Source organism: Companilactobacillus furfuricola, from assembly GCF_003946325.1.
Classification (GTDB): Bacteria; Bacillota; Bacilli; order Lactobacillales; family Lactobacillaceae; genus Companilactobacillus; species Companilactobacillus furfuricola.
In genome coordinates this window covers 62,833-86,938 of sequence record NZ_RHNT01000001.1, presented here as the reverse complement: position 1 = coordinate 86,938, position 24,106 = coordinate 62,833, and the positions used below count along the sequence as shown (strand labels likewise).

Sequence of the window (24,106 nt, the reverse complement as noted above, 5' to 3'; positions counted from 1 at the left end):
GATTATCATTTTTAAATTCTAGCACAAAAACACTATTCATAATACTTCAAAACACAAATGCCTGTCTACAATTTTAATTTATTCGTGAAGGTATTTGAAATACTTTGAATGTTTTTGAAAGATTATGATTGATTTTGAACGAATTTGATGTATTATTATTTCAGGAGGTGTGTGTAAGTGCTTACCGAAGAAAGACATCAAATTATTCTTCAACAACTACAGCTTCATAATATTGTGAAGCTGCAAGATTTAATCCCGTTGACTGGTGCATCAGAGTCTACCTTGCGAAGAGATTTACAAGATCTTGAGGAATGCCATAAGTTGCTCCGCATTTATGGCGGTGCTCAAAGTATTGTCTCGTTACATGATGAACCCGCTCTATCGCAAAAGATCGCAGCTCACCCAGATGAAAAAGCTCAGATCGGCCGACTCGCTGGTGAACTAGTACAAAGTAACGAAATTATTTTTCTCGATGCCGGTACTACTGTGCAAGCTCTTATCCCATACCTGGCAAAGGCGTCTAATTTGTTAGTCGTCACTAACAGTGTCGATAATGCCTCGACATTAGCTGATTACCAAGTTGAGACCTTTGTTCCTGGCGGCCGTCTCAAAGCTAGCACGAAGGCGCTAGTTGGCTCTAGTATGACCAAGGCTTTAGGAAACTACCACTTTGATAAAGCCTTTATCGGAACTAACGGTTTCTCGATCAAAGACGGTTTTACGACTCCAGATCCCGAGGAATCAGCGACTAAAGAAATTGCTTTACAAAATTCTCACGAGCAGTTCATCGTAGCAGATAGCTCCAAATGTGGCCAAGTCAGTTTCAGTCGTTTTGCAAATTTGAATGAAGCGACCTTGATCACCAATGAATTGCCAAGCAATACTTTAGAAAAAATCAAAAAATACACCAAAGTTTTGGAGGCTAAATAATTGATTTACACTATCACAGCTAACCCATCTATCGACTATGTTTTGCAACTCGACAAGATGAACGTTGGCGAAGTCAATCGCACGAAAAGCGATGTGAAATTACCTGGAGGAAAAGGCGTTAACGTTTCTCGTATCTTAAACGAACTAGCACTTCAATCAACCGCCTTAGGCTTTGTTGGTGGCGCAACTGGTCAAATGTTTGAAAATCTGTTGCAGCAGCATCAATTGAAAACCAGCTTCACTCAAGTCAAAGACGATACACGGATCAACGTGAAAATTAATGCTGTGAAGCAAAATGAAGAAACTGAGATCAACGGTACTGGTCCAGAAATCACAGATTTAGAAAAAGAACAATTCCTCAATCAACTTAAATCAGTTGGTCAAGGTGACGTGGTGATCATGTCAGGCAGTTTGCCAAAAAACGTTGAAACTACTTTTTACTTGGATATCGCCAAAATGATTCAAGAACAAGGCGCCGATTTCGTGATCGATACTACTGGTCAAGCGTTGCTCGACACTCTGCCACTTCATCCCCTAGTAGTTAAACCTAACAATCATGAATTAGCAGACTTATTCAATACTACCTTTAAAGACGAACAAGATATCGTTGAAAATGCTCGAAAACTTCTTGATAAGGGCGCAAAACACGTGCTCGTTTCAATGGCTGGAGATGGAGCTTTGTTAGTTACAAACGATAAAGTCTTCAAAGCTAACGCACCTAAAGGAACAGTCATCAATTCAGTTGGTGCCGGAGATTCGATGATTGCTGGTTTTGTGGGTACATTTATGAAAACTAACGATCCGATCGAAAGTTTCCACATTGGAGCTGCTTGCGGATCTGCTACAGCATTCAGTCAAGATATTGCAATAAAATCAAAAATTGACGAAGTTTATCAAGCTATTAATATAACTGAAGTTAATTAGGAGGAGAAATCGATGGATCTTAAGGAATTACTTCTAAAAGATGCTATGATCATGGATCTTAAGGCTACCACTAAAGAAGAAGCTATAGATGAAATGGTCAGCAAATATTATGACGTTGGGGTCATTGATGATAAAGAATTATACAAAAGCGACATTTTAAAACGTGAAGCACAAACTAGTACCGGTATTGGTGATGGGATCGCCATGCCCCATGCTCGTGATAAAGCAGTTAAACGTGCAACAGTACTTTTTGCCAAAAGTCAAGCTGGGATCGACTATCAATCACTGGATGGACAGCCAACTTTCTTATTCTTCATGATTGCCGCACCAGATGGCGCCGACAACTTGCATTTGCAAGCTTTGGCCGCTCTCTCATCACTACTGATCAATCCTGACCTCGTAGCTAACTTAAAAAAGGCTACCACTGCTGATGAAGTTCAAAAATTATTCAGCGACGCTATGGATGAAAAAGAAGCCAAGGAAAAAGCCAAAGAAGAAAAAGAAAAAGCTAAACAAGCAGCTGCAGCTAAAGCAGCCCAAGAAACAGCAAACTCAGCCGATAAAAAGCCTTTTATTGTCGCTGTTACCGCCTGCCCTACCGGAATCGCTCACACGTACATGGCGGAAGCCGCTTTGAAAGAACATGCCGAAAAATTAGGCGTTGACATCAAAGTTGAAACCAACGGTTCAGAAGGTGTTAAACATCTGTTGACCGCTGATGATATCAAACGGGCAGATGGTGTTATCATTGCTGCTGATAAGAAAGTTGACATGCCAAGATTTGATGGCAAGCATTTAGTCAATCGTCCGGTAACTGATGGTATCAACAAATCTGATGAATTGATCAACCTTGCCGTTGAACAAAAAGCTCCTGTTTTCCATTCAGAAGGTGGTAGTAGCGAAACAGAACAATCAACCGAGAAGAAGTCGCTCTGGTCTAAGATCTATGCCGATCTAATGAATGGTATTTCTAATATGCTTCCATTCGTTGTCGGTGGTGGTATTTTAATGGCACTTTCGTTCTTGCTTGAACCTGCCGTTGGTTCTAATTCACAGTGGTTCTTATTCTTTAATCACGTTGGTAACTATGCATTTAGCTTCTTGATCCCTGTTTTAGCAGCTTACATCGCCGAGTCGATCGGTGATCGTCCTGCCCTCCTACCAGGTTTTGTAGGTGGATATATGGCTTCTCAAGTTAGTGCTTCAGTTGTTGCTTCAAAGAGTCCTGCCGGATTCATCGGTGGTCTTTTAGCTGGTTTTATTGCTGGTTGGATCGTCGTTTTACTAAAGAAGTTGCTGAAGAACTTGCCTAAGTCACTGGATGGCCTTAAACCTATCTTGCTTTATCCAGTGCTTGGTCTACTAGCTACCGGTGCTATTATGTACTTCGCTGTTGACCCAGTCTTTGCTATCGTCAACCATGCAATTACTAGTTTCCTTGAATCTATGGGTACTGGAAATGCCGTTATCCTCGGTGCATTGCTTGCCGGAATGATGTCGGTTGATATGGGTGGTCCTTTCAATAAAGCTGCTTATACTTTTGCGATCGGTACATTTACTGCTACACAAGATGGTGCACTAATGGCCGCCGTAATGGTTGGTGGTATGATCCCACCTCTTGCAATTGCGATCGCAACAACTTTCTGGAAGAATAAATTTACTGAACAAGAAAGACAAGCTGGTCTTTCTAACTACGTATTGGGTATTTCCTTCATCACTGAAGGTGCTATCCCATTTGCTGCTGCTGATCCACTTCACGTTATCGTCTCAAGTGTGATCGGTTCAGCCATCGGTGGTGGCTTGACGCAATTATGGCACGTAAATGTCCCAGCTCCACATGGTGGTATTTTCGTAACCTTGTTAGCAAATCACCCACTACTTTATGTCGTTGCAGTCTTGATCGGTGCTATTATCGCCGGTGTTATCTATGGAATTTGGAAACCTGCCAAAAATCCTGCAACAGCAAACAAATAATCTATCATGTTAAAAAAAGTCAGCGATCTCATTTTGAGAAAGCTGACTTTTTTACATTTTTTTGTACTTCTTATGTGTCTCAATATTACTCAAAGTGATCTTAATAGTTTGAGCAGTGGTTTGTGGGATACCGAGATCAATAATATCTTGTAAGGGAGCTTCTTTGATTTTTTTGACGGAACCATACTTCTTCAACAATTTAGTCCGCGTCTTTGGACCTACTCCTTGGATATTATCAAGTTGTGATGATAAAGCATTTTTGCTGCGTGTCTTTCTTTGGAAGGTAATGGCAAAACGATGGACTTCATCTTGGATCCGTTGTAACAAGTAAAATCCTTGGCTCTTTTGGTCTAAAGTAACAGCATGGCCTTCCTCACCATAAATCAAATGCGAAGTATTATGGTGGTTATCTTTGACCATCCCGGCAACCGGAATGTTGATCCCGAGTTCATTGTTCAAGACATCCATGACTGCCCGTAATTCGATGATACCACCATCCATCAAAATGAGGTCAGGCAAATTCTTCTCTTCTTTCAAGAGACGTGAATATCGACGATAAATGACCTCACGCGTATTGGCAGCTTCATCGGCCCCAGAATGGTCTTCTAATTCATCCTTGATCTTATATTTTCGGTACATACTCTTCTCAGGGCGACCATCCTGAAAAACGACCATCGCTGAAACAGGATTAGTTCCTTGAATGTGTGAGTGGTCAAATGATTCGATCACATGACCATAAGGTAATCCTAAAGCTTGAAAAATTTGTTCTTGAGCTCCGTACGTTTGGCGATTGTCTAATTCCATCAAGCGGAACTTCTCTTGTAAAACTAATTTAGAATTATCGGCTGCCATATCCATCAAGGCTTTCTTTTGACCACGCTGTGGAGTTCTAAAAGGAACGTCTAGAACTTCTGACAGCGTATCTTTATCAATATTGTCAGGGACTAAGATCTCTCTAGGCAAAACTTGATTTTTACGGTTATAAAACTGCAGGATGAAAGTCGACAATTCTTCTTCAGGTGAATTAACACACGCAAAGATACGTTTCTCTCGTTTCATTAAACGTGCTTGGCGAATGAAAAATACTTGGATCGAGATCCAGCCTTTTTCCACGTAATAATTAAATATATCTCTTGGTGTCGAATCATTAGAGATGATCTTCTGCTTTTCAACCGTGGCTTCGATATACTGTATTTGATCGCGTAATTCGGCTGCCCGTTCATATTCACGGTTCTTAGCTGCTGTCATCATCTTTTGCTTCAAGGAAGCCTTCACTTCACCGACATTGCCATCGAGAAATCGTTTGATCTTTTCAATTTGTTTCTGGTATTTTTCTTCAGGAACTTCTTTAAAACAAGCTCCTAAACATTGTCCCATGTGATAATAAAGGCACGGACGTCCCAGATGACCTTGACATCTTCTTAATGGATAAACTTTTTGTAAGAAATTCAAAGTTCCTGATGCTGCATAAACATTAGGATATGGTCCAAAATAATAAGCTCCGTCCTTTTTGATCTGACCGGTGATCTCCATCTTCGGATCACGCTCATTAGTTATCTTAATGTATGGATAACCAGTTCCCTTTTTCAAACGAATATTGTAATAAGGTTGGTGTTTTTGGATCAAAGTGATTTCTAGCAAAAACGCTTCTTTATCGTTTGAAGTAATGATGGTTTCAAAATCTCTGATCTCTGAAACTAATTTTGCTGTCTTTCCCTCGTGTGAGCTCTTAAAATATGAGCGGACACGATTCTTGAGATTTTTAGCCTTTCCAACATAAATGATCTTGGAATTGATATCCTTCATCAGGTAACAACCGGGACGAGCGGGCAAGAGACTTAATTTGTGTTCAAGATATTCAGTTGCCAATTTGTTCCCTCATTTCATAATTAACTTAAATACGCTTATATTATTTTAATCTTATCTAAGATAGTTGCAAGCAATTGAGATTTTTCGCCAAACGGTCTATAATGACTTTAAAGATAAAGAAAAGCTAATAAACCTGAAAGGGGCTGATACCGATGGGCTTAACAGTGAAACGTGAAAATGATTTTGGAAGTTTATTTGATAAATTTGCCTCACTTCCCGATGATGTTAAAGAAAATGTAGAACGTGTAGATTCTGCAGATAAGAAATCTTCTAAAAAAACAAAAGATTCAAAAGAAAAAGAATAATTTTGAAAACACTGCAACCTGCCTGAATTGCACTGTATTTCAATAATTACACTAATTCTAAACACAAAACCCTTTTGATAGTTTTCAAGGACACCATTCAATTTTTGAACGGTGTTTTGTTTTGCCTAAATCTGGAGTACCATTGACTTGAGGTAGAAGTAAAACGATTTCAAGGGAGTGTAATTATGGATTTTGTAGATAGAAATTTAAGCAGGCATTTTGAAGAGATGGTTAAATCATCAACTAAAGGCATCAATTTGTATCAACATACTGACTTAACAGACTTTCCCTACGCAAATATCGTTATCGCGCACGGATTAGCCGAACATTCGGGAAGATATGAGACTTTGGCAAATTTCTTCTTGACTCATCACATGAATGTCTTCCGGTATGATCAAAGAGGACACGGTAAATCAGAAGGCAAACGTGGCGACTTGACCTCCACTGAGGAATTGCCCGACGATTGCAAGATCATTGTCGACATCGCCAAAGAACAATTCCCTGACCTACCAACGTTTCTTCTCGGCCACAGTATGGGAGGATATACAGTTTTAAAATTTGCTGCTAAATATCCTGGAGTTGTCGATGGCATTATCGCTACTGATCCACTATCGATCGAGTTTGGCGAAAAATTGCCAGGCGATCCTGACACATACGTTAAAAATCAATTGGGCGACGGCGTGAACTCAGATCCGACCGTAACTAAGAAGTACAATGAGGATCCACGTAATTTGAAAGAATATACCGTCAGATTGATGAATACCTTGATCGACAGCTCAAAACAACTTAAAAGTGATCTAGGAAAGATCACTGATCCGATTTTACTATTGCATGGTTTAAACGATGGGATCATCCCTATGACTGATTCTTTATCGATCTATCCACAATTTGGATCAACCGATAAAGAATTGCACGTCTACCCACATTTAATGCATGAAATTTTGAATGAACCCAGCCGCAAGTGGGAAATTTATGAAGAAATATTATATTGGATCAAAAAACACAGCAATTAAAAGGCTAAATAAAAAAGTACCCGATTAAGGGGTACTTTTTTTATTTAGCGACTTCACATACATGAAGTCATGATTATTCATATTTGATGAAGTGAGCATTTATTACCGGCTTGCCATTACCATTTTCCTGTGAAGAGCCTTCACCGAAAACTTTGATGCGATCATTCACTTTCACATTCGGTATGCCTTTAGCTAAATCGCTCAAGTGATAATCAACCAGGATCAAACTGGATGAATTCGATTCATCTAGATCTAATACTAGTTCACGACCAACATGATTATTAGCAATAACCTTCTTGACTCTACCCCACTGGTTGATCATTTTCCCTTGATAGAGCGAATTATTTTGACTTAACTCAGTGTAAGTAACGTAATCATAATCTTTGGCACTCTCTTTAAAATCATCAACCGACAATTGGACTTTTTTATCATTCAGATCTGCCTTGACAGTGTCTATTTTCTCGACATATGGAAAAGTCGAAGTGAATTGGATCATAGTTGGATTGATAGTGTAATAAGCGGCAAAGAAGAAGCTCAATACTATCAAAACAAAAGCTGTAACTTGGATCCACTTTATTTTGATGACCAATACTAGTAACAATAATATCGAAATAATTAGTAATTCCCCGAATAAAACCGTGAGTAACATAAAATCCCCTAATCTAAAAGTCTAAAAATATTTAACCAGGTGTAACTGCGTTGACCCTCGTAATATTGTTGTTCATTGACAAATCTTCAACAACTTTAACATAAGTTAATTTACGGGGCAATTTTACTTCAAAGGTACTGGTGTATAAATAGCGTTCATCATGCTTATTAGCTTTAAAGCTGACATTGTTAACGACAATATCTTGCTCAGCAAAATATGTTTTGATAAATTGCTTGAACTCCGCTTTGTCCAAATATTGGATCTCCAAATTACGAACAGGACTCACACGAACGATCCTTTTTAAAAAAGCGATCACGCCATAGACTACGACAAAACTAGCTATGGCAATGATATAGTTACCCATACCCACTGCCAATCCTAAGCAGGCTACGACCCAAAGACTTGCTGCAGTTGTTAAACCCTTGATCGAATGATGTTCAACGATAATAGTACCTGCACCCAAAAAGCCAATACCACTGACTACTTGAGCTATCAGACGAGCATCATCTGCACGGACTATTCCTTTATATTGAGGATATTGCTTGGCAATTTCCAATGCATTGAAGCCAATTTCTTTTTGGATCAAAGCAATAATACAAGCCCCTAGACAAACTAGGATATGGGTTCTGATCCCGGCTGGACGATGTTTCTGAGCCCGATCATATCCGATCACTCCAGAAATAATCGTTGCTAACACTAAACGAGCGATAACAGTTATTGCATCTAATTGAAATGACAATGTACAATCGCCTCTTTCGTTAAAAATCTCCAACAAAAAAATTCAATAAAAATTTCTATTGAATTTCTCGATTTTATTTAGTCAATTCTTTTAGCCAAGCTGGTAAAACTTCTGATAACTCAGCATATGTTCGATCAAATTTATGATCGTACCATGGATCTTTGATAGCTTTGTGGAAGCCAAGAACATCGTAAGCCATTTTGATCTTGTCCTCAGTTCCAGCAGGTGCCATGTGTTTCAGATCGGTAATATTTTGCTCATCCATGCCAATTATAATATCAGCATCTAAAAAATCCTGCTTACTGATTTGAGCACCGACATGATCAATTAAGGGAACTTGTTGCTTATTCAATTCAGCGATCGCTCCCTCATGTGGTGGATTACCGATCTCGTAATTGGAAGTAGCCATTGATGAAATATCAAACTGGTCGCTTAATCCGGCTTGATCGACCATATCAGTAAACATCATTTCTGCCATCGGTGAACGGCAGATATTTCCAAGACAAACAAAAATAACTTTCACCATATTATCCACCTTTATTTAATCAATCCCAAACGTCGCTTGACGTCTTCTAATTGTTTTTCTAGTACTGGATCTCGACGACTCAAAACATCCAATGTCGATGTCTTTTCTTCAGTCTCGGTTGGTTCATCATCCACTTTTGAAGGTCTTTTAACTGATGATTTCTGAGATTTCTTAGCACTCTTTACTGACTTCTTCTTAGTCGGATCCTTGGTCTTTTGGGCTGAAGGGTCGTATATTCTGACCCAGGCTGCGACTTGTTGGTAAGAAATATCATACTTTTTGCCAGTTGCTTTAAAATCACGTTCATGATCAATTGCATACTGGGCTATTTCTTGTTGTTGTTCAGTAGTGTATTTCATTTAATTAATGCTCCTAATTGCTTTGTAGTGAAAATTATACCATAACCAAATAAATAATTAGTTAGCAAATCAAATACCATGAATATATGATAATAGATTTTGCGTGACTAAGAAATGAATATTTGAAAATACGATGAAAATGATTAAACGATAACAACTTATTGATCATTTTCAATTTATCATCGTTATTTAAAAGTAGAATTTTTTTATCTTAAAATGTAATAAATGCTGACATACGATCACCATTTGTTTGAAAAGTATCCAATAAAATATCTTTAAATTATCATGATCTTCCATCTATATTTCACAAAGTTTTGTTGATCTATAAATTGAACTATCGTTTAAATTTCATTCACATTTGCACTGTACTGACAAATGTAATATGATTGTCGTGTATCAAGTTTCATTTGATTTTTTAGTGTAAAATCCTTGTATATCAGCTAGTTATGGCTGTAATAACTAATTGTAATACGCCGTAATTCATTTTACTCTTTGATTATATTTATCGACATCCATATTTGCAATTTATCATTTATTTTTGATGTTATTTATGAAATTTCACAAATCAACCTTGTCCTTAATATCCAACAATGAGACTATATTACAAGATTAAAATTATATTTTTTAAACAACCGTTTGATTATTGAAGGGGTCATACATGGATATCCATCAAATTAAATATTTAATTACTATTGTTAATAACGATTTCAACTTAACACGAAGCGCCAGGATCTTAGGTGTCTCGCAACCCGCACTTAGCAAGCTGATCAATGAAGTAGAAAAATCCGAACAAATTCAAATTTTTACTCACGGTAAAGGCCGTATCACTGGCTTAACCCCTTTAGGTGACGATTTGATCGCTAATGGACGTCAAGTAAGTGCCGACTTTGATAAAATGATCCAAAGTATGCGCGATAATTCCAATTTAAAACGGGGGACCGTAAAGATCGGGATCCCTTCTATTGTTTTATCAACAATTTTTAACGAAGCGATCCCTAAATTCATTCAAGTAAATCCCGATATCAATCTACAGATTGTTGAACGTGGTGGCTTCGAATTAAAGAAATTGTTGATTAGTCAAGAAATAGATTTGGCAATCATCCCTTCTCCAATATCAGATCCAGCCATCGAATCTCACGAGATCTATCAAGATACAGTTTCTGTCTGGTTCAACGAAAATTACCGCTTTAATCAGACCAAGAATCCTATTTCGATCGAAGATATCAGTAATGAGAAAATCGTTACCTTTAACGATGATTTTATCCTAGCTCACGAACTACGTAATATCCTTCAACAACATCACATCCACAAAGAATTTTATTTCCAAACTAGCGCCTGGGATCTGATACTAAACATGTGCAAGGAGTGTAAGGACTCTATCGGGATCGTGCCCTCGCCGATTATTAATAATTATTCTGGAAAAATCGGTCATCATAATTTACAGCCAACGTATCCGTGGACCATTAATATTTGTAATTTAAATAATACGTATTCTAGTAATATTGTTAAATATACCAAAAATTGGTTTGTTGATTTTTTCAAGGGTAATGAAATAATTAAATCACCGGTTAAAAATTAAAAATATTTCCTATTAATAATAAAAGCCAGCATTCAATTGATTGAATGCTGGCTTATTTTCTGGCATCGCATGTAATTTGTAATAGTTATCCCATTCAAAACTGATCTCGTAATGAAAATTTGATAGCGATGCCTATCCAAATGATCATAGTACCCACAGTATAGTTTATAGTCTTACGAACAGACTCATGATCACTAGGTCTATACCAGTATATTATTTATAAACAATTTTGTATAGAGTGAATAAAGAATATCTTATAATTTATATATTTATAAAAACAAAAAACCGTCATCTTTCGATGGCGGCTAAACGGTCTGTTATCTGATATTGATTATGAAATAGATTATATAGGAGTTAGTATTGTTTTCTATATCTGTAATGTAGTCATCTCTGACTACATCTATATAGTACAAGCATTGTTTGCTGTTATCAAACAATTAGATTTAGTTATTAGCACTATCTGTAACCGTATCAAAGATGTCGATCAATTTGTGAAACATTGGACCTTTATTAGTTGAGGCTCGATAAACCAGCATCAAATAAAATGGCGGGAAATCCACATCAGAGAGCTCCAATTGCTGGATCCCGCTCTCCCCATGTAAAGCTGTTTCCGTGATCAAACTGATCCCTTTATTTTGGCGAACCAAATCGATCAAGAGCTTATAGTCGCTCGTTTGATAAATAACATTCGTGAAGACACTGTAGCGCTCGATCATACCATTAATGATCGTTTGGTGGACCGAACTACTATCTAAGATCAGAAAATCTTCATCCTTTAATGCCGAAACCGATAACGGCTGCTCAAACTTGCGTTTATCGCTAGCAATAATTTTGAATTGATGCGTCTTTAATATTTTAAAATCAAAATTGGCCACATTAGGAAAACTGGTCGTTCCTAACAAGGAAATATCGATTTTGCCATCATAAAGTTGATCTAACAATTCCTTAGAGCCTGACCTAACAGGCGTGATCTGTGGCAATAAATGGGAATCATTCAATTGATCAAAAATCTGCGGAATCAAATAGTCACTAATAATTGGTGGAAAGCCCATTTTGATCTTGTCGGTTTTAATTCGTAATAGATCCTTTTGCATCAAATCATTTTCACGCAGGATTTTTCGAGCATGGATCAAAAATTGTTCTCCAGCAGAAGTTAAAGTGATCGAATTCGCATAACTTTTTCGAATGATCAGTTCAGAATCAAATTCACGCTCAAGTCTTTTGACAGCATAAGTAATGGTCGGTTGACTAACTGAAAAGTAAAGAGCTGTATCAGAATAACTTTTCAACTGAGTCAATTTGACAAAGTATTGGATATCTTTAATATTCATGTTCTCACCTATAAATACTTTTTATTGATTATACCATATTTGACTATATTTTTTATAGGGGTGTATAGTCACTTACGTAATCTAATTGGAGGCATTAATAAATGGTTGAAAAAGGTTTTAATGTTTTAAATAACCCCTTTTTAAATAAGGGTACTGCTTTTACTGAACAAGAAAGAATCAATTTAGGACTTGAAGGATTATTACCTCCTTTTGTCCAAACACTCGATGAGCAAGTTGAACAAACTTATGCACAATATCAAGACAGAGACTCTGCCTTAGCAAAACGTTTGTTCCTAATGGATGTATTTAATGAGAACCGGGTTTTATTTTATAAGTTATTCAGCGAACATGTGAATGAATTTATGCCAGTTGTTTATGACCCAACAATTGCTGACACGATCGAAAACTATAGTCGATTATTCATTGACCCACAAAATGCGGCCTACTTATCAATTGATAAACCAGAAGAGATCAGAAGTACTTTGGAAAACGCTGCTGGTGGTCGTGAGATCAAATTGATCGTTGTTACTGATGGCGAAGGTATCCTCGGAATTGGTGACTGGGGAACACAAGGTGTCGATATTTCCGTTGGTAAATTAATGGTTTACACTGCCGCTGCCGGTATCGATCCTCAAAATGTCTTACCAGTAGTCCTTGATGTCGGTACTAATAATAAAGATTTATTAGCTGATAAATTATATCTTGGAAATCATCACGAACGTGTTACTGGCGACAATTATTATGACTTCGTTGATCAATTCGTTGGCACAGCTGAAGAATTCTTCCCTAATATGTATCTTCATTTTGAAGATTTTGGTCGTAGCAATGCTGCCAACATCTTGAACAAATATAAAGATAAGATCTTAACATTTAATGATGATATCCAAGGAACAGGTATTATCACTCTAGCAGGTATCTTAGGTGCCTTGAACATTTCTCATCAAAAATTAAGTGACCAAGTTTACTTATCATTTGGTGCTGGTACTGCCGGTGCTGGTATTTTGAAACGTATCTACGACGCAATGGTCGAAGATGGTTTAAGTCCAAAAGAAGCTAAGAAACGCTTCTACATGGTCGACAAGCAAGGACTACTCTTCACTGATACAAAAGGATTAACACCTGAACAAAAACCATTTGCTAGAGATCGTAGCGAATTTGATAATGCTGATGAGCTAACTAACTTAGAAGCCGTAATGAAGGCAGTTCATCCAACGATCATGGTCGGAACTTCAACTCAACCTAAGAGCTTTACTAAAGAGATCATTCAAGAAATGGCTGCTCATACTGAACGTCCAATCATTTTCCCACTTTCAAATCCTACTAAATTAGCTGAAGCTTCAGCAGAAGATTTGATCAAATGGACTGATGGTAAAGCATTAGTTGCCACAGGTGTTCCTGCTGGTCCAGTTGAATATAACGGCGTTCAATACCACATTGGTCAAGCTAATAACGCTTTAGTTTACCCAGGTCTTGGTCTCGGTGCTTTAGCCGTCAATGCTAAATTATTGTCTGACGGAATGATCAATCGTGCTGCCCATTCATTAGGCGGTATCGTTGATCCTAGCCAACCAGGTGCTGCAGTCTTACCTCCTGTTACTAAATTGGACAAATTTAGTATGACAGTTGCTGAAGGCGTCGCTGATGAAGCTATCAAAGAAAAATTAAGTGATGCCAAAGATGCCCATGAAGCAGTGATCAACATGAAATGGGAACCAAAATACTAATATATAAGTAAGAGGGATATTTATGAGTGCTTTTATTACATCAGTCGAAAGTGTAGCCGAAATTGTGATCGTTATCGCATTGGGGTTCTGGCTACGTAACTCCGGCCGTTTAGGCGATGAATTCAAAGGAAACATTTCCTTTATCATCATGAACATCGCCCTACCAGCTTCAATCTTCGTTTCAGTTTTGAAATATTTAACTCGAGACACTTTAGCAAGCTTGTCTGGTGGACTAGTTTTCGCCTTTGGAAGTTTTGCTATTAGTTACATTATTGCTTGGCTTATGACTAAGATTTTGAAAATTAGAAAAGGCCGTCGTGGTACCTTTATTAACATGTTTGCCAACGCAAATACAATTTTTATCGGACTACCACTCAACATGGCCTTGTTTGGAACTAAGAGTTTGCCATACTTCTTGGTTTACTATGTTATGAATACTATTTCTACATGGGCTATCGGTGTCTTCTTCATTTCCAGCGATGATCCAACCGTTGATAAAAGTGAAAAGAAAGATTTCAATTGGAAAAAACTTTTACCAGCTCCCTTAGTTGGTTTCTTAGTTTCACTAGTTTTCTTACTACTAGCTATTCCTATTCCCGACTGGATCACTAAAACATTAGATATGGTCGGTGGGATCGTTACTCCGATGTCATTGATCTACATTGGTATTATTTTAGCCGATGCTGGCTTGAAGTCGATCAGATTTGATCGTGATACTATCTGGGCTTTGATCGGTAGATTCATCTTTGCTCCAGCAATTATGATCGGTTTAGTTTCATTAGGTGCTTCAGCTGGTCATGGTCTACCTAACTTGGAAGCAAGTACTTTGATCATCCAAGCCGCCGCCCCTGGTTTAGCCATATTGCCAATCTTAGTTGACCAATCGCATGGTGATGTCGACTACGCTACTAACTTAGTTACAACTTCAACAGTATTATTCGTTGTCGTGGTACCTATCTTGATGCAAGTTATCAACTTTATTTAACTATTAAAAAGCTTCGAATTAACCGAAGCTTTTTTATTTTGCATTCAATTTGGGTACAGCTCTAATTTTATTTCTGCATAAATTATAACGAATGTTTAGTGATCACGTTTGCAGTCTCCATTTTAATCAAATACTGAATATGCGTCCGATGCAACGAGAAATATTTCCCTGAGAGTATCAATTTCCAACTGATACTCTTTCTATAATTATTTAAAAAAGGATGTCATATGAGAATTTTCCTTCCCAGAATGACACCCTTTTTTGGTAATTTTTGTAATTGTCATTTTTCGATTTATTAATTGATTTTATTTATCGATGTATTCTATGATGTCTCCAGGTTGACACTTTAAAACTTCACAGATTTTCTCGAGCGTTGAAAATCTGATTGCCTTTGCTTTGTTATTTTTTAAGATGGAGATATTAGCTTGAGTGATGCCTACTTTTTCAGCCAGTTCGGTCACCGTCATTTGGTGTTTAAGGAGCAAGAGGTCTAAATTAATTTTGATCATATTGTTAAATCGTTTTCGGCTTTCATATTGATAGCTTTGATCAAGATTTGTTGCATTGCTGAAATAAAGGCTGAGATTGCCAATGGCAGGAATACGACTGCGCCGACGATAATTATTATTCCTGGTGCATCCCCATCATCAGCTAAATAATATACAAATGGCATGATTCCTAACAAGTCAACAAACTCCCCTATGAATAAATTTCTGATCATCTTAACAGCGTGTAAAGACGTTTGGGTGAAAAATTGTTGTTTATCCATGAGGTGGAATACTTTGAACAAATAATAGCTAATCACGAAGACGATCAAGGCACCGATGAATAAAAATCCAGCCGTTATTAATTGTAGCTTAAAAACTGATCCTTTGATTATCGATGAAATAACGCCCCAACCTAAGATGAAAACAAAAAAGAGCACGAATAAATCTAAAATAGCTGTAACTATTTTTAAAAAGGTAGTATTTATTTTCATATGCATGGCTCCAATCGATTATTACAGATAATATAACACTTTTCATATCGATTAACAATATGTGTTTATCGATTATCAATATACTATCATCAAAAATGGTGTTCATTTATCTGGTAGCCAACAGTAGCATCGTTTGTAAAATTTTGTCTTTAGCCATTTTTACATGGTCAATATCAGTTGTAATCGTCAATGTTTGATTATCAAAATCTACACCAAATTTGGTGGCACATTCTTGGACTTGATTCAAACCGATCCCTGCTAAAATCAATTCCCGGACTACTTTGCCATCATCCGTCAATGAAATTTGATCACCGGAAATGATCTTTCTGATTTTTATTTCTTTTAAAGTCCCCATTTCAAATGGGAATGTTAAATAACTATCATTGTCCATCTTGCTTTCCCTCTTTTTCTTGTCATTTGCTATACTGGTCATGAACATATTTCAGGAGGTTTTCCTATTGTCATTAATAAACTTAAGCTATCGTACAAATTATTTACATACCTATTTTAAAACTACAATCGTCATTCCGGATACAAATGAAACATCTTATAAAAATCTTTGGCTTTTACACGGTTACACTGGTGACGACTCAGCTTGGATAAGGCATAAAAATATCGAAAAGTTAGCCCGAACATACAATATCGCTGTCATCATGCCCGAAGCAAGAAACGCTTTTTACACTGACTCTGATTTTATTCCATACTACACCTACTTCGTAGAAGAATTGATACCCAAAGTACGTTCCCTCTTCCCCATTTCCAACCAGGCTGAAGACACCTTCATCGCCGGCTCAAGCATGGGAGGCTATGGCGCCTTAAAAATTGGACTAAAGAATCCACAAACCTTCAGCAAAGTAGCGGCCCTTTCACCAATAACCGACATACTCCACTTCCGCAACAATCCCGACGCCCCAATGGCGCACAACACATTCGACACAATCTTTGACAGCCCCCAAAAGATCAAAGAAAATCAATTACCAAACCTAGTAACATCCAAAAACGACCAACAAAAATTCATGACCATCTGTGGACACGACGACTACATGTTCCAAGACAATGTAGACTTCGCAAACTACATGACCGAAAAATTCAGCCACAACTTCACCTTCGACAAAGTATCCGGCAACCACTCCTGGGACACCTGGACAGCCAACGTCGAAAAAATCTTCAAATGGCTATAAGTACCAATCAAAAGTATCTTTAAAATTAATCCACCCTACCCAAATGCAATTCTAAATAATATTTAAAATTAACTCGACACTATATCTCAAGAAAATTTAAGTAAGTTTCTACCTACTTAAGATTAATATACTCAGCAACAGAATCTGAGAAAGACATGTGAGAAATAGGACGCGCAAACAGTGCCAACTTGCTCAAAATTAGTCGGTAAATCTCACCACAAGGGGGGATATTGTCTCCATCTAGACGGAGGGGCCCAGGGATACAGCCCTCAGCCGCCAAATTTCTCTTGGCGACAAAGGAGCTTAGAGAAAGACCGAGTTTTGAGATGCCTGGGCGAGCTTCCCAGGTAGCTCAAAATCGCGTCGAGTCGGCAGCGTTCCAGTGGCTGTATCCCCGGGCCCCGGAGTCGGCATTGAACGTAACAATCAAAATTCTACCTCCACACCCAACCACTAAAAATCACAAACTCCAGCACAAGAAAAACGCTTCTGTCTGCCATAGCTCTCTTACATTTTTATTAGAAATAAAAAAAACGATGCCCAATAAGCATCGTTTTTCATATACAAAATTACCAAACGAACAATCCCACGAATCCTGCTGATAGGAGTGATACTAGGATCCCTGAAAGTAGCATATAACCTACATTCTTAGAGATAATATCGTTCTTTTCTTTATCCACGATCCCCTTGAAACAGCCAATGATCATCCCTAAAGTTGAGAAGTTAGCGAATGATGTGACGAAGACCGTCAAGACAGCCTTAAAGTGAGGATCGAATTTGTTGATGATACTTGTAACCTTACCCATAACAACAAATTCATTTGTTACTAATTTAGTACCCATGTATTGAGCCATTTGGAATGAATCATGACTATTAAGACCTAACAACCAAGCAAATGGATACATGATAATACCTAAAATATGTTCAAGTGTTAACCAAGGGTTAACTAATTGCAACACTTTATCGATCAAGGCTGCTAATGCAACGAAAGCGATAACGTTAGCTGCAATGATCAAAATTAATCTTCCTGCTCCTAGGATCGAATCACCTAAGAATGAGAAGAATGGTTCTTTTTTGCCATCGTCTGCTGTACTACTGATCGTAGCAACAGTATCTTCTTCAGGTTCAACTGTGACGGGATTTATTAAACTAGTTACGATAATGGCGTTAATAATATTAATAGGTATAGCAGTTAAGATGAATTGTCCCGGCATCATTTGGATATAAGCACCGATGATCGAAGCTGTAACACAACTCATTGACATCATCGCGAGCGTTACATTACGTTCTGCTTTCATCTTTTTCAATTGTAAACTTGAAACAGCTAATGCTTCAGTATTTCCTAAAAACATCATTTCAACCGCGAAGAAAGATTCAAACTTTGGCTGACCGGTGATGAATGATAAACCTTTTCCGATCCATTTAATAATAAATGGTAAAACACCGATATAAGTTAAAATATCGAATAGTGGAACGATCAATAAAATTGGCAATAAAGCACTAGTTACAAAGTCCATGCTCTTAACGTGGACCCAACTAGGTAATGCAAATTCAATTCCAACATAAGCTACTTGGACTAACCAATCAAAACCAGCAGCGGCACCTGAAACGATGTCTCTACCAATACTCATGCTAGTCAAGAACCATGCAAGAACTAAATTTAGTACAACCATGATCAAAATCGATTTCCATTGGATCTTTTTACGGTTCTTAGAGAACAAGACACCGATGGCTAAAAAGACAACCAAACCGATAATGTTGACAAGTAAATACATACTCATAATATTTAATCTCCTTTTTTACCCCTCCAGCTATATAAATGATATCATCAAATGCCTGCAAAATTGACTTAATTGTACATTTAAATTTAAATAGCATGATATAAATTTATTGTAAAAAAAATACTAGTCAGCAAACTAGTATTTTATTTAAAATTCTACGTTATCATTAATGATCTTATCGATTTTTTGGTACATCTCTGCTAATGAATGATTTTGATCCTTTTTACATTCTTTAGCTGATTTGTCGTCGATAATACATTTTCTATCCGGCAAGCCTAACTCCTTTCGAGTGATCGGCGAAACCTGATCATCTTCCACAGCAAAGACGTTCACATCACTAATCAAACCTAGTGGGTCAGAAGCTTCATATTCGATCGTCTCCTGTTTCAGGATCCCAGGATCTTTTTCAATGATCAAAAAAGCTTGTGGACCAGTTGAGAGGTCCCACAATACTTCCTTAATTATCTTGTATTTTTGTCGAAATCTCTCAACTACCAAGTTAAAAACTCGACTAATGTAACGATTATTTTTGATTTGTCCCGGAATCCGCATTGTAATATTGACCAATGAACAGTTCTCAGGAATTTCATCGATCAAATAATTTTCTTCCTCAAGAGCTGATTGCTGGGCGCTCTTTATTTCTTCAGCAGTTTTCTTGTATCCTTCAGAAAATACATCAACCATATTAAGACTCCCGTTTTTATTTGGATTATAAGCATTATTATTCTAAAATCATTAACATTATTTTACCACGAATGAAAAGTCATTCCTGACCAACCTGCCTATATTTACAGATATTTAAATATCCTGCAATCATTCAGTCATATTTGACGTATTAAAAAATGTCTCGTTGATAAGGGGTGGTTTATCAGCGAGACATTTTATTATTTTTGGGGTTGAAACATCGAAATACGTATAAAAGTGATTAAAGTGATTAATTTAATGAATGTAATTTTTGAATAATATCAGAGTAGAACGAAATCATAGGTTGTTTGAGACTTGCAGCTTGGTCTGGATCGGCCAAAATGAAGTCTTTATGATCCCAACCTTGTTGAGGATCATTGTATTGCCAAATACCGGTTTGATTATCGGGGGCACCATCATCACGTGTTGCTTGTTGATTTAATGGATACTGTGCTGAAATAACAGGTACCTCACCATCATTAGGCCACCATCTTGGATCATTTCCATGAGAGCCGATGAAAGCTGAACCGACTACATCGACCGAGTTCATGGTTGAAATTGGTCTGTAATGACCTAGTGAATCTGGTTTAGATGCTAAACCTGAATACGTGAAATAATGTTCATCAGGAGCTAGATCTGTCCTAGCATTAATAGCATTTGCTCCTTTGGTCGTTAGATCATAAAGAGAGTTATCAGTAGTCTTCCAAACCTTACTATTAACAGCTGACTTCAAATAGCTCAGAGTTGATTGTCCTTGCTGACGTGTTAGTCCCCATTGATCGAGTTTGTAATCATTAGAAATAACGATCTTTGGAACTTTCACACCCATAATGGCACCAGTGTAAAGCAAGTTTCTAACGACTTTTAGATTACCAACGTCGGTAGCAGTTGGGGTACCATTTGATGGAGCAGCGACTGTAACGACTGAGTTGACCCAATCTTTACCGCCTTGGAATAATGAACTCGTATCTGCACCAGTTGCTTGCACTTCCTCGGGACTTCCATTACGGAGCAAAGTATCAAGCTCACGTACTGTCTGGCCACCCATGGAGTGTCCTAGTAAATGAACCTTGTTAGTAGAATCCCATTTTGGATAAATACCTGGGAAAGTTCTACCGTAACGGGCATGACCATATTTTTCAGAGTGAACTTTACCATAGTCGACGGTACCACCTTTGATATAGTAGTAAAGTTCGACGGCGCGATCATAGTTTGAACTAAAGGGACTGACCGTACCTTCTAAGGCATTAGGCTGGTCTGCCGGAGCCTCGGTATTCAAATCACTGACTAGATCAGTTTCTGTACCTCCCCAGTACAGGTTATTACCGTCTTCGCCACGGCCCCAACCAGTAAGACCATTCACGAAAACAACGGGATAGTCATTTGATGCATTGATCGTATTAGTCGTACTAGCAAAACCGATCGTTGCAAAAAACAGACCAAATAATAACGCAATTATTGATTTTCGTTTCATTGTGAAATCATCTCCTTCCCTATGTACCTTAGAATACCGCATGTAAGCGGTTTCTACAAGAGTTTTCACAATTTTTTTCGTTTCCATTTTACAAATAATATTTTCTATTTTTTGGTCCTCTACTACTTGCCCAGTTTTAAAAAAATTTATGACAGCAAAAAAGCCTCATCGCTGAGGTTTTTTATTTTATCTTTAATTTTGCCAAGCTTTGTTCGATCGATGCCAGTGGTGACTCGATTTCGGCTAAAGTTGCCGCGGTATAAGCTCCTTCAACCAATGCCACATCGTACTTATGGATATTTAGATCCGTCATCTCCATATACATTTCCAAGTTCATTTTTGAACTGCCTAAATCATAAAATGCTAAGAGTTGATCTCCCTGGTTATCTTCAAATGCTTTTTGGATCTTTTCTAAAGATGAACCAATTTCATTATCTTCAGTACCTCCGGCAAACGTTATCGAGATGCTAGGAGCAGCTTGTTCGATCAGATCGTGGACTCCTGCGGCAATTTTTGGTGAATGCGATAATATGACGATTCCGTATTTCATAATTATGCCCCCATCGCTTCTAATAAGGCATCAAATAAATAAGCACTAGATTGTGAGCCCGGGTCCAAATGTCCCTTTGATTTTTGTTCTAAATAACTAGCACGGCCTTTAGTTGCTACCATATCTTTAGTTGAATTCAAATAATTATTTACATCTTCTTTGGTCAGTTGACCATTTGCCAGGGCTTGACTAGTTGGATCCCAAACGTCGATCATCGTTTTCATTTTCACATCCGATTGACCGCGGCGCTTAATTCCGTCACTACCCACGCCGATCAATTTAGCCAAGTCTGATTCACTTTTTGCTTCCTTGGACATGTCTAAAAAGGCAGTCCCGTAAAGTGGTCCTGATGCTCCGCCAACTTTTTGAATGATCGCAAAAGCTACCGTTTTGAATAATTCAGATAGATCTGCTGGTGTTTTTTTGGCCAGTGCTTCCTTGATAGCTTTAGCCCCGCGGTCCATATTAGTTCCATGATCACCGTCGCCAATTGCCGTATCTAATTCATTCAATGTTGAGCGGTTTTGTTCCAATTTCTCTATAAATAAATTGATCCATTTGGTTGCCTGTTCTAATGTTATTGTCATATTTTATCTACCATCCAATCGTTTCAACTGGTTCGTTCAGCCATTTGATCCATTCGTTGTCCACTTTCGTGATCGTCAATGAAACACCCAACATATCCAGTGATGTTACTAAATTACCAACTTTGCTGAAGTCGACTGTGACGTTCTTTTCTTTTAATAGATCAAGGACATCATTGGCAAAAATGTATTGCTCCATCAAAGGCGTACTACCCATACCATTAACTAAAACAGCATACTTACCTTCAGTTTCGTCAAAATCTCCCATGATTTTGTCGACTAATTGTTGAGCAAGTTGTTTGGACGGAGCAATTTTCTCAATTGAATAGCCCCGTTCGTTGTGGATCCCGATCCCAAATTCGATTTCATCATCTTTTAATTCAAAACCTGGGTGACCAACTGCTGGCACAGTTGCGGCCCGCAATGAAATACCGATCGTTTTCGTATTAGCAATAACTTGCTGACCTAGTTTGACCAATTCCTCTAAGCTTTTACCCTCACGTGCAGCCGCACCAAGGATCTTTTCAACAAAAACAGTCCCAGCAACGCCACGTTTTCCTTGCGTAAATTCACTGTTCTCAACGGCAATGTCATCGTCTACTAAAACTGATTCTACTTTAATGTCATCAGCTTCAGCCATTTCCTTTGCCATGTCAAAATTCATGACATCACCAGAATAATTCTTCACGATCAAAAGGACACCTTCACCACTATCAACAGCTTTGATGGCTTCATAAATTTGATCAGGTGTTGGTGAAGTAAATATTTGTCCGGCCACAGCAGCACTCAACATACCATCACCAACAAAACCTGCATGAAGCGGTTCATGGCCACTACCACCACCAGATACGATACCAACTTGCTTTTCCTCAGAAAATTTAGCATCATTTCTGACAACTGCAGTAGTATCAGGAATTTGTCTGACTAAATTTGAATTAGTTCTGACTAATCCAGAAATCATTTCTGGAACAATATTATCAACATTATTAATTATTTTTTTCATGCCATCCTCCTCGATACATTTACAACAATTTCATTATAACGTAAACGCTTTATTTTTTTATTTGGAAATAAAAAAACTCAGGAATTATCCCGAGTTTTTTCAATAAAATTGTCTTCAGTTATCTAATTTCACCGCGTAAAACTTTATTTATCATTAAGGAGACTCCGTGCTGATTGTTCGTTTTCGTAATATAATCAGCGACATTCTTGATCTCTTCACGTGCATTATCTACTGCAACACCATAGCCAACGCGGTCAATCATTTCCAGATCATTACCATAGTCACCAAAACACATAAAAGACGTTAACGGCAGCTTGGTGATTGCTGAAATACGTTGTAGTGCCGCTAATTTGGTGCAATCTAAGGCATTTATTTCATAATAATTTTCCCCTGAACGAGTGATGACGATAGGCAATGACGTAATCCGTTCCATTTTCTTCATCAATTTAGCATTGTCATCCGTGCTGAAACTGATCTTGTAAAAAATATTGCGTGGATCATCGTTGATCTTGCGTAAATCCTTTATCGAAGAGACAATCACATTCTTTGGGTCCTCCCCTTCGTAGTATGTGGTGCCACTTCGTTGTTGATCATAAACGAAAGTTTGATCCATTGAGTCTACTACCACTTTAAAATCCGTTTGCTCTACGCTCATTAAAATATGCTCGATGGTAGCTTTTGCGAGCGGACGATCTGAGATCTTGCGGTTATTAGGATCTAAGACGATAGCTCCATTAAGGACCATTTTATATCCAGGAACTTGTAAAATATCATCCAAATAATGACTAACTGATCTCAAAGAGCGTCCGGAACAAATGCCAAATCTGATCCCTTGAGAAACGGCCATTTTAATAGCACGACTATTTTCAAGCGATATCTCTTGGTTGCTGTTTAATAAAGTACCATCTAAATCAGTTCCAAGAAAGCTGATCATGTTAATTCCTCTATTCTTCATATCCGCAA

The 24,106-nt window shown here is 37.8% G+C and carries 26 protein-coding genes; 9 read left to right on the top strand and 17 right to left on the bottom strand.

Going from position 1 to position 24,106, the window contains the following annotated elements; all coding sequences use genetic code 11:
- The first annotated feature begins 177 nt into the window (after window positions 1-177).
- The 3 genes from EKM78_RS00390 to EKM78_RS00380 are packed head-to-tail and all read left to right on the top strand — an operon-like array spanning window position 178 to window position 3,828.
- Window positions 178-930 carry a DeoR/GlpR family DNA-binding transcription regulator gene (locus tag EKM78_RS00390; protein WP_125767855.1) on the top strand — a complete coding sequence of 251 codons (753 nt, stop codon included), beginning with the start codon at window positions 178-180 and terminating at the stop codon, window positions 928-930.
- Window positions 931-1,854: a 1-phosphofructokinase gene (gene pfkB, locus EKM78_RS00385; protein WP_125767853.1), complete on the top strand. Its 924-nt coding sequence runs from the start codon at window positions 931-933 to the stop codon at window positions 1,852-1,854.
- Window positions 1,855-1,866: 12 nt separating this feature from the next.
- A complete protein-coding gene (locus tag EKM78_RS00380) occupies window positions 1,867-3,828 on the top strand; it encodes a PTS fructose transporter subunit IIABC (RefSeq protein ID WP_125767851.1) in 1,962 nt (653 codons plus the stop codon).
- Between the two features lie 51 nt (window positions 3,829-3,879).
- Here the strand turns inward: EKM78_RS00380 and uvrC are convergent, their stop codons facing one another.
- On the bottom strand, window positions 3,880-5,697 hold the full coding sequence (gene uvrC / locus EKM78_RS00375) for an excinuclease ABC subunit UvrC (RefSeq protein WP_125767849.1): 1,818 nt from the start codon (window positions 5,695-5,697) through the stop codon (window positions 3,880-3,882).
- A 152-nt stretch (window positions 5,698-5,849) separates the two neighbouring features.
- Between uvrC and EKM78_RS12355 the strand changes: the two genes are divergently transcribed.
- The gene (locus EKM78_RS12355) at window positions 5,850-6,002 is read left to right on the top strand and encodes an SPJ_0845 family protein (RefSeq protein WP_164507116.1); all 153 of its coding nucleotides are present in this window, start codon (window positions 5,850-5,852) and stop codon (window positions 6,000-6,002) included.
- 185 nt (window positions 6,003-6,187) lie between these two features.
- The gene (locus tag EKM78_RS00370; protein ID WP_125767847.1) at window positions 6,188-7,015 is read left to right on the top strand and encodes an alpha/beta hydrolase; all 828 of its coding nucleotides are present in this window, start codon (window positions 6,188-6,190) and stop codon (window positions 7,013-7,015) included.
- Between the two features lie 73 nt (window positions 7,016-7,088).
- On the opposite strand, the gene EKM78_RS00365 is transcribed toward EKM78_RS00370, so the two are convergent.
- The 4 genes from EKM78_RS00365 to EKM78_RS00350 all read right to left on the bottom strand — a co-directional run bounded on the left by EKM78_RS00365 (window position 7,089) and on the right by EKM78_RS00350 (window position 9,288).
- A complete protein-coding gene (locus tag EKM78_RS00365; protein ID WP_125767845.1) occupies window positions 7,089-7,664 on the bottom strand; it encodes a hypothetical protein in 576 nt (191 codons plus the stop codon).
- Between the two features lie 31 nt (window positions 7,665-7,695).
- On the bottom strand, window positions 7,696-8,403 hold the full coding sequence (locus EKM78_RS00360) for an MgtC/SapB family protein (RefSeq protein WP_125767843.1): 708 nt from the start codon (window positions 8,401-8,403) through the stop codon (window positions 7,696-7,698).
- A gap of 73 nt (window positions 8,404-8,476) precedes the next feature.
- Window positions 8,477-8,929 (bottom strand): low molecular weight protein-tyrosine-phosphatase, encoded by a 453-nt coding sequence (locus EKM78_RS00355; RefSeq protein ID WP_125767841.1) that lies wholly within the window; start codon window positions 8,927-8,929, stop codon window positions 8,477-8,479.
- Window positions 8,930-8,940: 11 nt separating this feature from the next.
- Entirely contained in the window at window positions 8,941-9,288 is a 348-nt protein-coding gene (locus tag EKM78_RS00350; RefSeq protein ID WP_125767839.1) for a helix-turn-helix domain-containing protein, read from the bottom strand.
- Between the two features lie 658 nt (window positions 9,289-9,946).
- On the opposite strand from EKM78_RS00350, the gene EKM78_RS00345 reads away from it, so the two are divergent.
- The gene (locus EKM78_RS00345) at window positions 9,947-10,867 is read left to right on the top strand and encodes a LysR family transcriptional regulator (protein WP_125767837.1); all 921 of its coding nucleotides are present in this window, start codon (window positions 9,947-9,949) and stop codon (window positions 10,865-10,867) included.
- A 443-nt stretch (window positions 10,868-11,310) separates the two neighbouring features.
- Here EKM78_RS00345 and EKM78_RS00340 read toward each other — a convergent pair whose 3' ends face one another.
- Complete coding sequence (locus EKM78_RS00340; protein ID WP_125767835.1) at window positions 11,311-12,198, bottom strand: LysR family transcriptional regulator; 888 nt, start codon at window positions 12,196-12,198, stop codon at window positions 11,311-11,313.
- A 101-nt stretch (window positions 12,199-12,299) separates the two neighbouring features.
- On the opposite strand from EKM78_RS00340, the gene EKM78_RS00335 reads away from it, so the two are divergent.
- Together EKM78_RS00335 and EKM78_RS00330 are read left to right on the top strand one after the other, a co-directional pair.
- A complete protein-coding gene (locus EKM78_RS00335) occupies window positions 12,300-13,922 on the top strand; it encodes a malolactic enzyme (protein ID WP_125767833.1) in 1,623 nt (540 codons plus the stop codon).
- A 22-nt stretch (window positions 13,923-13,944) separates the two neighbouring features.
- Window positions 13,945-14,907: an AEC family transporter gene (locus tag EKM78_RS00330; RefSeq protein ID WP_125767831.1), complete on the top strand. Its 963-nt coding sequence runs from the start codon at window positions 13,945-13,947 to the stop codon at window positions 14,905-14,907.
- A 305-nt stretch (window positions 14,908-15,212) separates the two neighbouring features.
- Here EKM78_RS00330 and EKM78_RS00325 read toward each other — a convergent pair whose 3' ends face one another.
- The 3 genes from EKM78_RS00325 to EKM78_RS00315 all read right to left on the bottom strand — a co-directional run bounded on the left by EKM78_RS00325 (window position 15,213) and on the right by EKM78_RS00315 (window position 16,319).
- On the bottom strand, window positions 15,213-15,416 hold the full coding sequence (locus EKM78_RS00325; protein WP_125767830.1) for a helix-turn-helix domain-containing protein: 204 nt from the start codon (window positions 15,414-15,416) through the stop codon (window positions 15,213-15,215).
- Window positions 15,413-15,886: a DUF2975 domain-containing protein gene (locus EKM78_RS00320; RefSeq protein WP_164507115.1), complete on the bottom strand. Its 474-nt coding sequence runs from the start codon at window positions 15,884-15,886 to the stop codon at window positions 15,413-15,415. Before EKM78_RS00320 ends, EKM78_RS00325 begins: the two co-directional genes overlap by 4 nt.
- 106 nt (window positions 15,887-15,992) lie before the next feature.
- The gene (locus tag EKM78_RS00315) at window positions 15,993-16,319 is read right to left on the bottom strand and encodes a DUF1828 domain-containing protein (protein WP_164507114.1); all 327 of its coding nucleotides are present in this window, start codon (window positions 16,317-16,319) and stop codon (window positions 15,993-15,995) included.
- 25 nt (window positions 16,320-16,344) lie between these two features.
- Here EKM78_RS00315 and EKM78_RS00310 point away from each other — a divergent pair, with 25 nt between their 5' ends.
- On the top strand, window positions 16,345-17,067 hold the full coding sequence (locus EKM78_RS00310; protein WP_125767824.1) for an alpha/beta hydrolase: 723 nt from the start codon (window positions 16,345-16,347) through the stop codon (window positions 17,065-17,067).
- Between the two features lie 303 nt (window positions 17,068-17,370).
- Here the strand turns inward: EKM78_RS00310 and EKM78_RS13210 are convergent, their stop codons facing one another.
- The 8 genes from EKM78_RS13210 to EKM78_RS00275 all read right to left on the bottom strand — a co-directional run bounded on the left by EKM78_RS13210 (window position 17,371) and on the right by EKM78_RS00275 (window position 24,077).
- Entirely contained in the window at window positions 17,371-17,493 is a 123-nt protein-coding gene (locus EKM78_RS13210) for a hypothetical protein (RefSeq protein ID WP_281273568.1), read from the bottom strand.
- A gap of 143 nt (window positions 17,494-17,636) precedes the next feature.
- Entirely contained in the window at window positions 17,637-18,842 is a 1,206-nt protein-coding gene (locus EKM78_RS00305; protein WP_125768121.1) for a NupC/NupG family nucleoside CNT transporter, read from the bottom strand.
- Window positions 18,843-18,995: 153 nt separating this feature from the next.
- Window positions 18,996-19,532 (bottom strand): citrate lyase holo-[acyl-carrier protein] synthase, encoded by a 537-nt coding sequence (gene citX, locus EKM78_RS00300; protein ID WP_125767822.1) that lies wholly within the window; start codon window positions 19,530-19,532, stop codon window positions 18,996-18,998.
- A 250-nt stretch (window positions 19,533-19,782) separates the two neighbouring features.
- Entirely contained in the window at window positions 19,783-21,006 is a 1,224-nt protein-coding gene (locus EKM78_RS00295; protein WP_125767820.1) for a lipase-like domain-containing protein, read from the bottom strand.
- Window positions 21,007-21,187: 181 nt separating this feature from the next.
- Window positions 21,188-21,556 carry a dihydroxyacetone kinase phosphoryl donor subunit DhaM gene (gene dhaM, locus EKM78_RS00290; RefSeq protein ID WP_125767818.1) on the bottom strand — a complete coding sequence of 123 codons (369 nt, stop codon included), beginning with the start codon at window positions 21,554-21,556 and terminating at the stop codon, window positions 21,188-21,190.
- Between the two features lie 2 nt (window positions 21,557-21,558).
- Complete coding sequence (gene dhaL, locus EKM78_RS00285; RefSeq protein ID WP_125767816.1) at window positions 21,559-22,143, bottom strand: dihydroxyacetone kinase subunit DhaL; 585 nt, start codon at window positions 22,141-22,143, stop codon at window positions 21,559-21,561.
- Window positions 22,144-22,150: 7 nt separating this feature from the next.
- A complete protein-coding gene (gene dhaK, locus EKM78_RS00280) occupies window positions 22,151-23,143 on the bottom strand; it encodes a dihydroxyacetone kinase subunit DhaK (protein WP_125767814.1) in 993 nt (330 codons plus the stop codon).
- Between the two features lie 118 nt (window positions 23,144-23,261).
- Window positions 23,262-24,077 carry a Cof-type HAD-IIB family hydrolase gene (locus EKM78_RS00275; protein WP_125767812.1) on the bottom strand — a complete coding sequence of 272 codons (816 nt, stop codon included), beginning with the start codon at window positions 24,075-24,077 and terminating at the stop codon, window positions 23,262-23,264.
- Between the last annotated feature and the right edge of the window lie 29 nt (window positions 24,078-24,106).

Excerpts from the sequence above, each read along its gene's own strand:
- EKM78_RS00325 (WP_125767830.1), bottom strand. The coding sequence starts at position 15,416 with ATGATCAAAATTAATTTAGACCTCTTGCTCCTTAAACACCAAATGACG.
- EKM78_RS00345 (WP_125767837.1), top strand. The coding sequence starts at position 9,947 with ATGGATATCCATCAAATTAAATATTTAATTACTATTGTTAATAACGAT.
- dhaK (WP_125767814.1), bottom strand. The coding sequence starts at position 23,143 with ATGAAAAAAATAATTAATAATGTTGATAATATTGTTCCAGAAATGATT.
- dhaL (WP_125767816.1), bottom strand. The coding sequence starts at position 22,143 with ATGACAATAACATTAGAACAGGCAACCAAATGGATCAATTTATTTATA.
- EKM78_RS00380 (WP_125767851.1), top strand. The coding sequence starts at position 1,867 with ATGGATCTTAAGGAATTACTTCTAAAAGATGCTATGATCATGGATCTT.
- EKM78_RS12355 (WP_164507116.1), top strand. The coding sequence starts at position 5,850 with ATGGGCTTAACAGTGAAACGTGAAAATGATTTTGGAAGTTTATTTGAT.
- EKM78_RS00355 (WP_125767841.1), bottom strand. The coding sequence starts at position 8,929 with ATGGTGAAAGTTATTTTTGTTTGTCTTGGAAATATCTGCCGTTCACCG.
- EKM78_RS00295 (WP_125767820.1), bottom strand. The coding sequence starts at position 21,006 with ATGAAACGAAAATCAATAATTGCGTTATTATTTGGTCTGTTTTTTGCA.
- dhaM (WP_125767818.1), bottom strand. The coding sequence starts at position 21,556 with ATGAAATACGGAATCGTCATATTATCGCATTCACCAAAAATTGCCGCA.
- EKM78_RS00340 (WP_125767835.1), bottom strand. The coding sequence starts at position 12,198 with ATGAATATTAAAGATATCCAATACTTTGTCAAATTGACTCAGTTGAAA.
- EKM78_RS00335 (WP_125767833.1), top strand. The coding sequence starts at position 12,300 with ATGGTTGAAAAAGGTTTTAATGTTTTAAATAACCCCTTTTTAAATAAG.
- EKM78_RS00320 (WP_164507115.1), bottom strand. The coding sequence starts at position 15,886 with ATGAAAATAAATACTACCTTTTTAAAAATAGTTACAGCTATTTTAGAT.
- EKM78_RS00370 (WP_125767847.1), top strand. The coding sequence starts at position 6,188 with ATGGATTTTGTAGATAGAAATTTAAGCAGGCATTTTGAAGAGATGGTT.
- EKM78_RS00275 (WP_125767812.1), bottom strand. The coding sequence starts at position 24,077 with ATGATCAGCTTTCTTGGAACTGATTTAGATGGTACTTTATTAAACAGC.
- EKM78_RS00315 (WP_164507114.1), bottom strand. The coding sequence starts at position 16,319 with ATGACCAGTATAGCAAATGACAAGAAAAAGAGGGAAAGCAAGATGGAC.
- EKM78_RS00365 (WP_125767845.1), bottom strand. The coding sequence starts at position 7,664 with ATGTTACTCACGGTTTTATTCGGGGAATTACTAATTATTTCGATATTA.
- EKM78_RS00350 (WP_125767839.1), bottom strand. The coding sequence starts at position 9,288 with ATGAAATACACTACTGAACAACAACAAGAAATAGCCCAGTATGCAATT.
- EKM78_RS00330 (WP_125767831.1), top strand. The coding sequence starts at position 13,945 with ATGAGTGCTTTTATTACATCAGTCGAAAGTGTAGCCGAAATTGTGATC.
- citX (WP_125767822.1), bottom strand. The coding sequence starts at position 19,532 with ATGGTTGATGTATTTTCTGAAGGATACAAGAAAACTGCTGAAGAAATA.
- EKM78_RS00305 (WP_125768121.1), bottom strand. The coding sequence starts at position 18,842 with ATGTATTTACTTGTCAACATTATCGGTTTGGTTGTCTTTTTAGCCATC.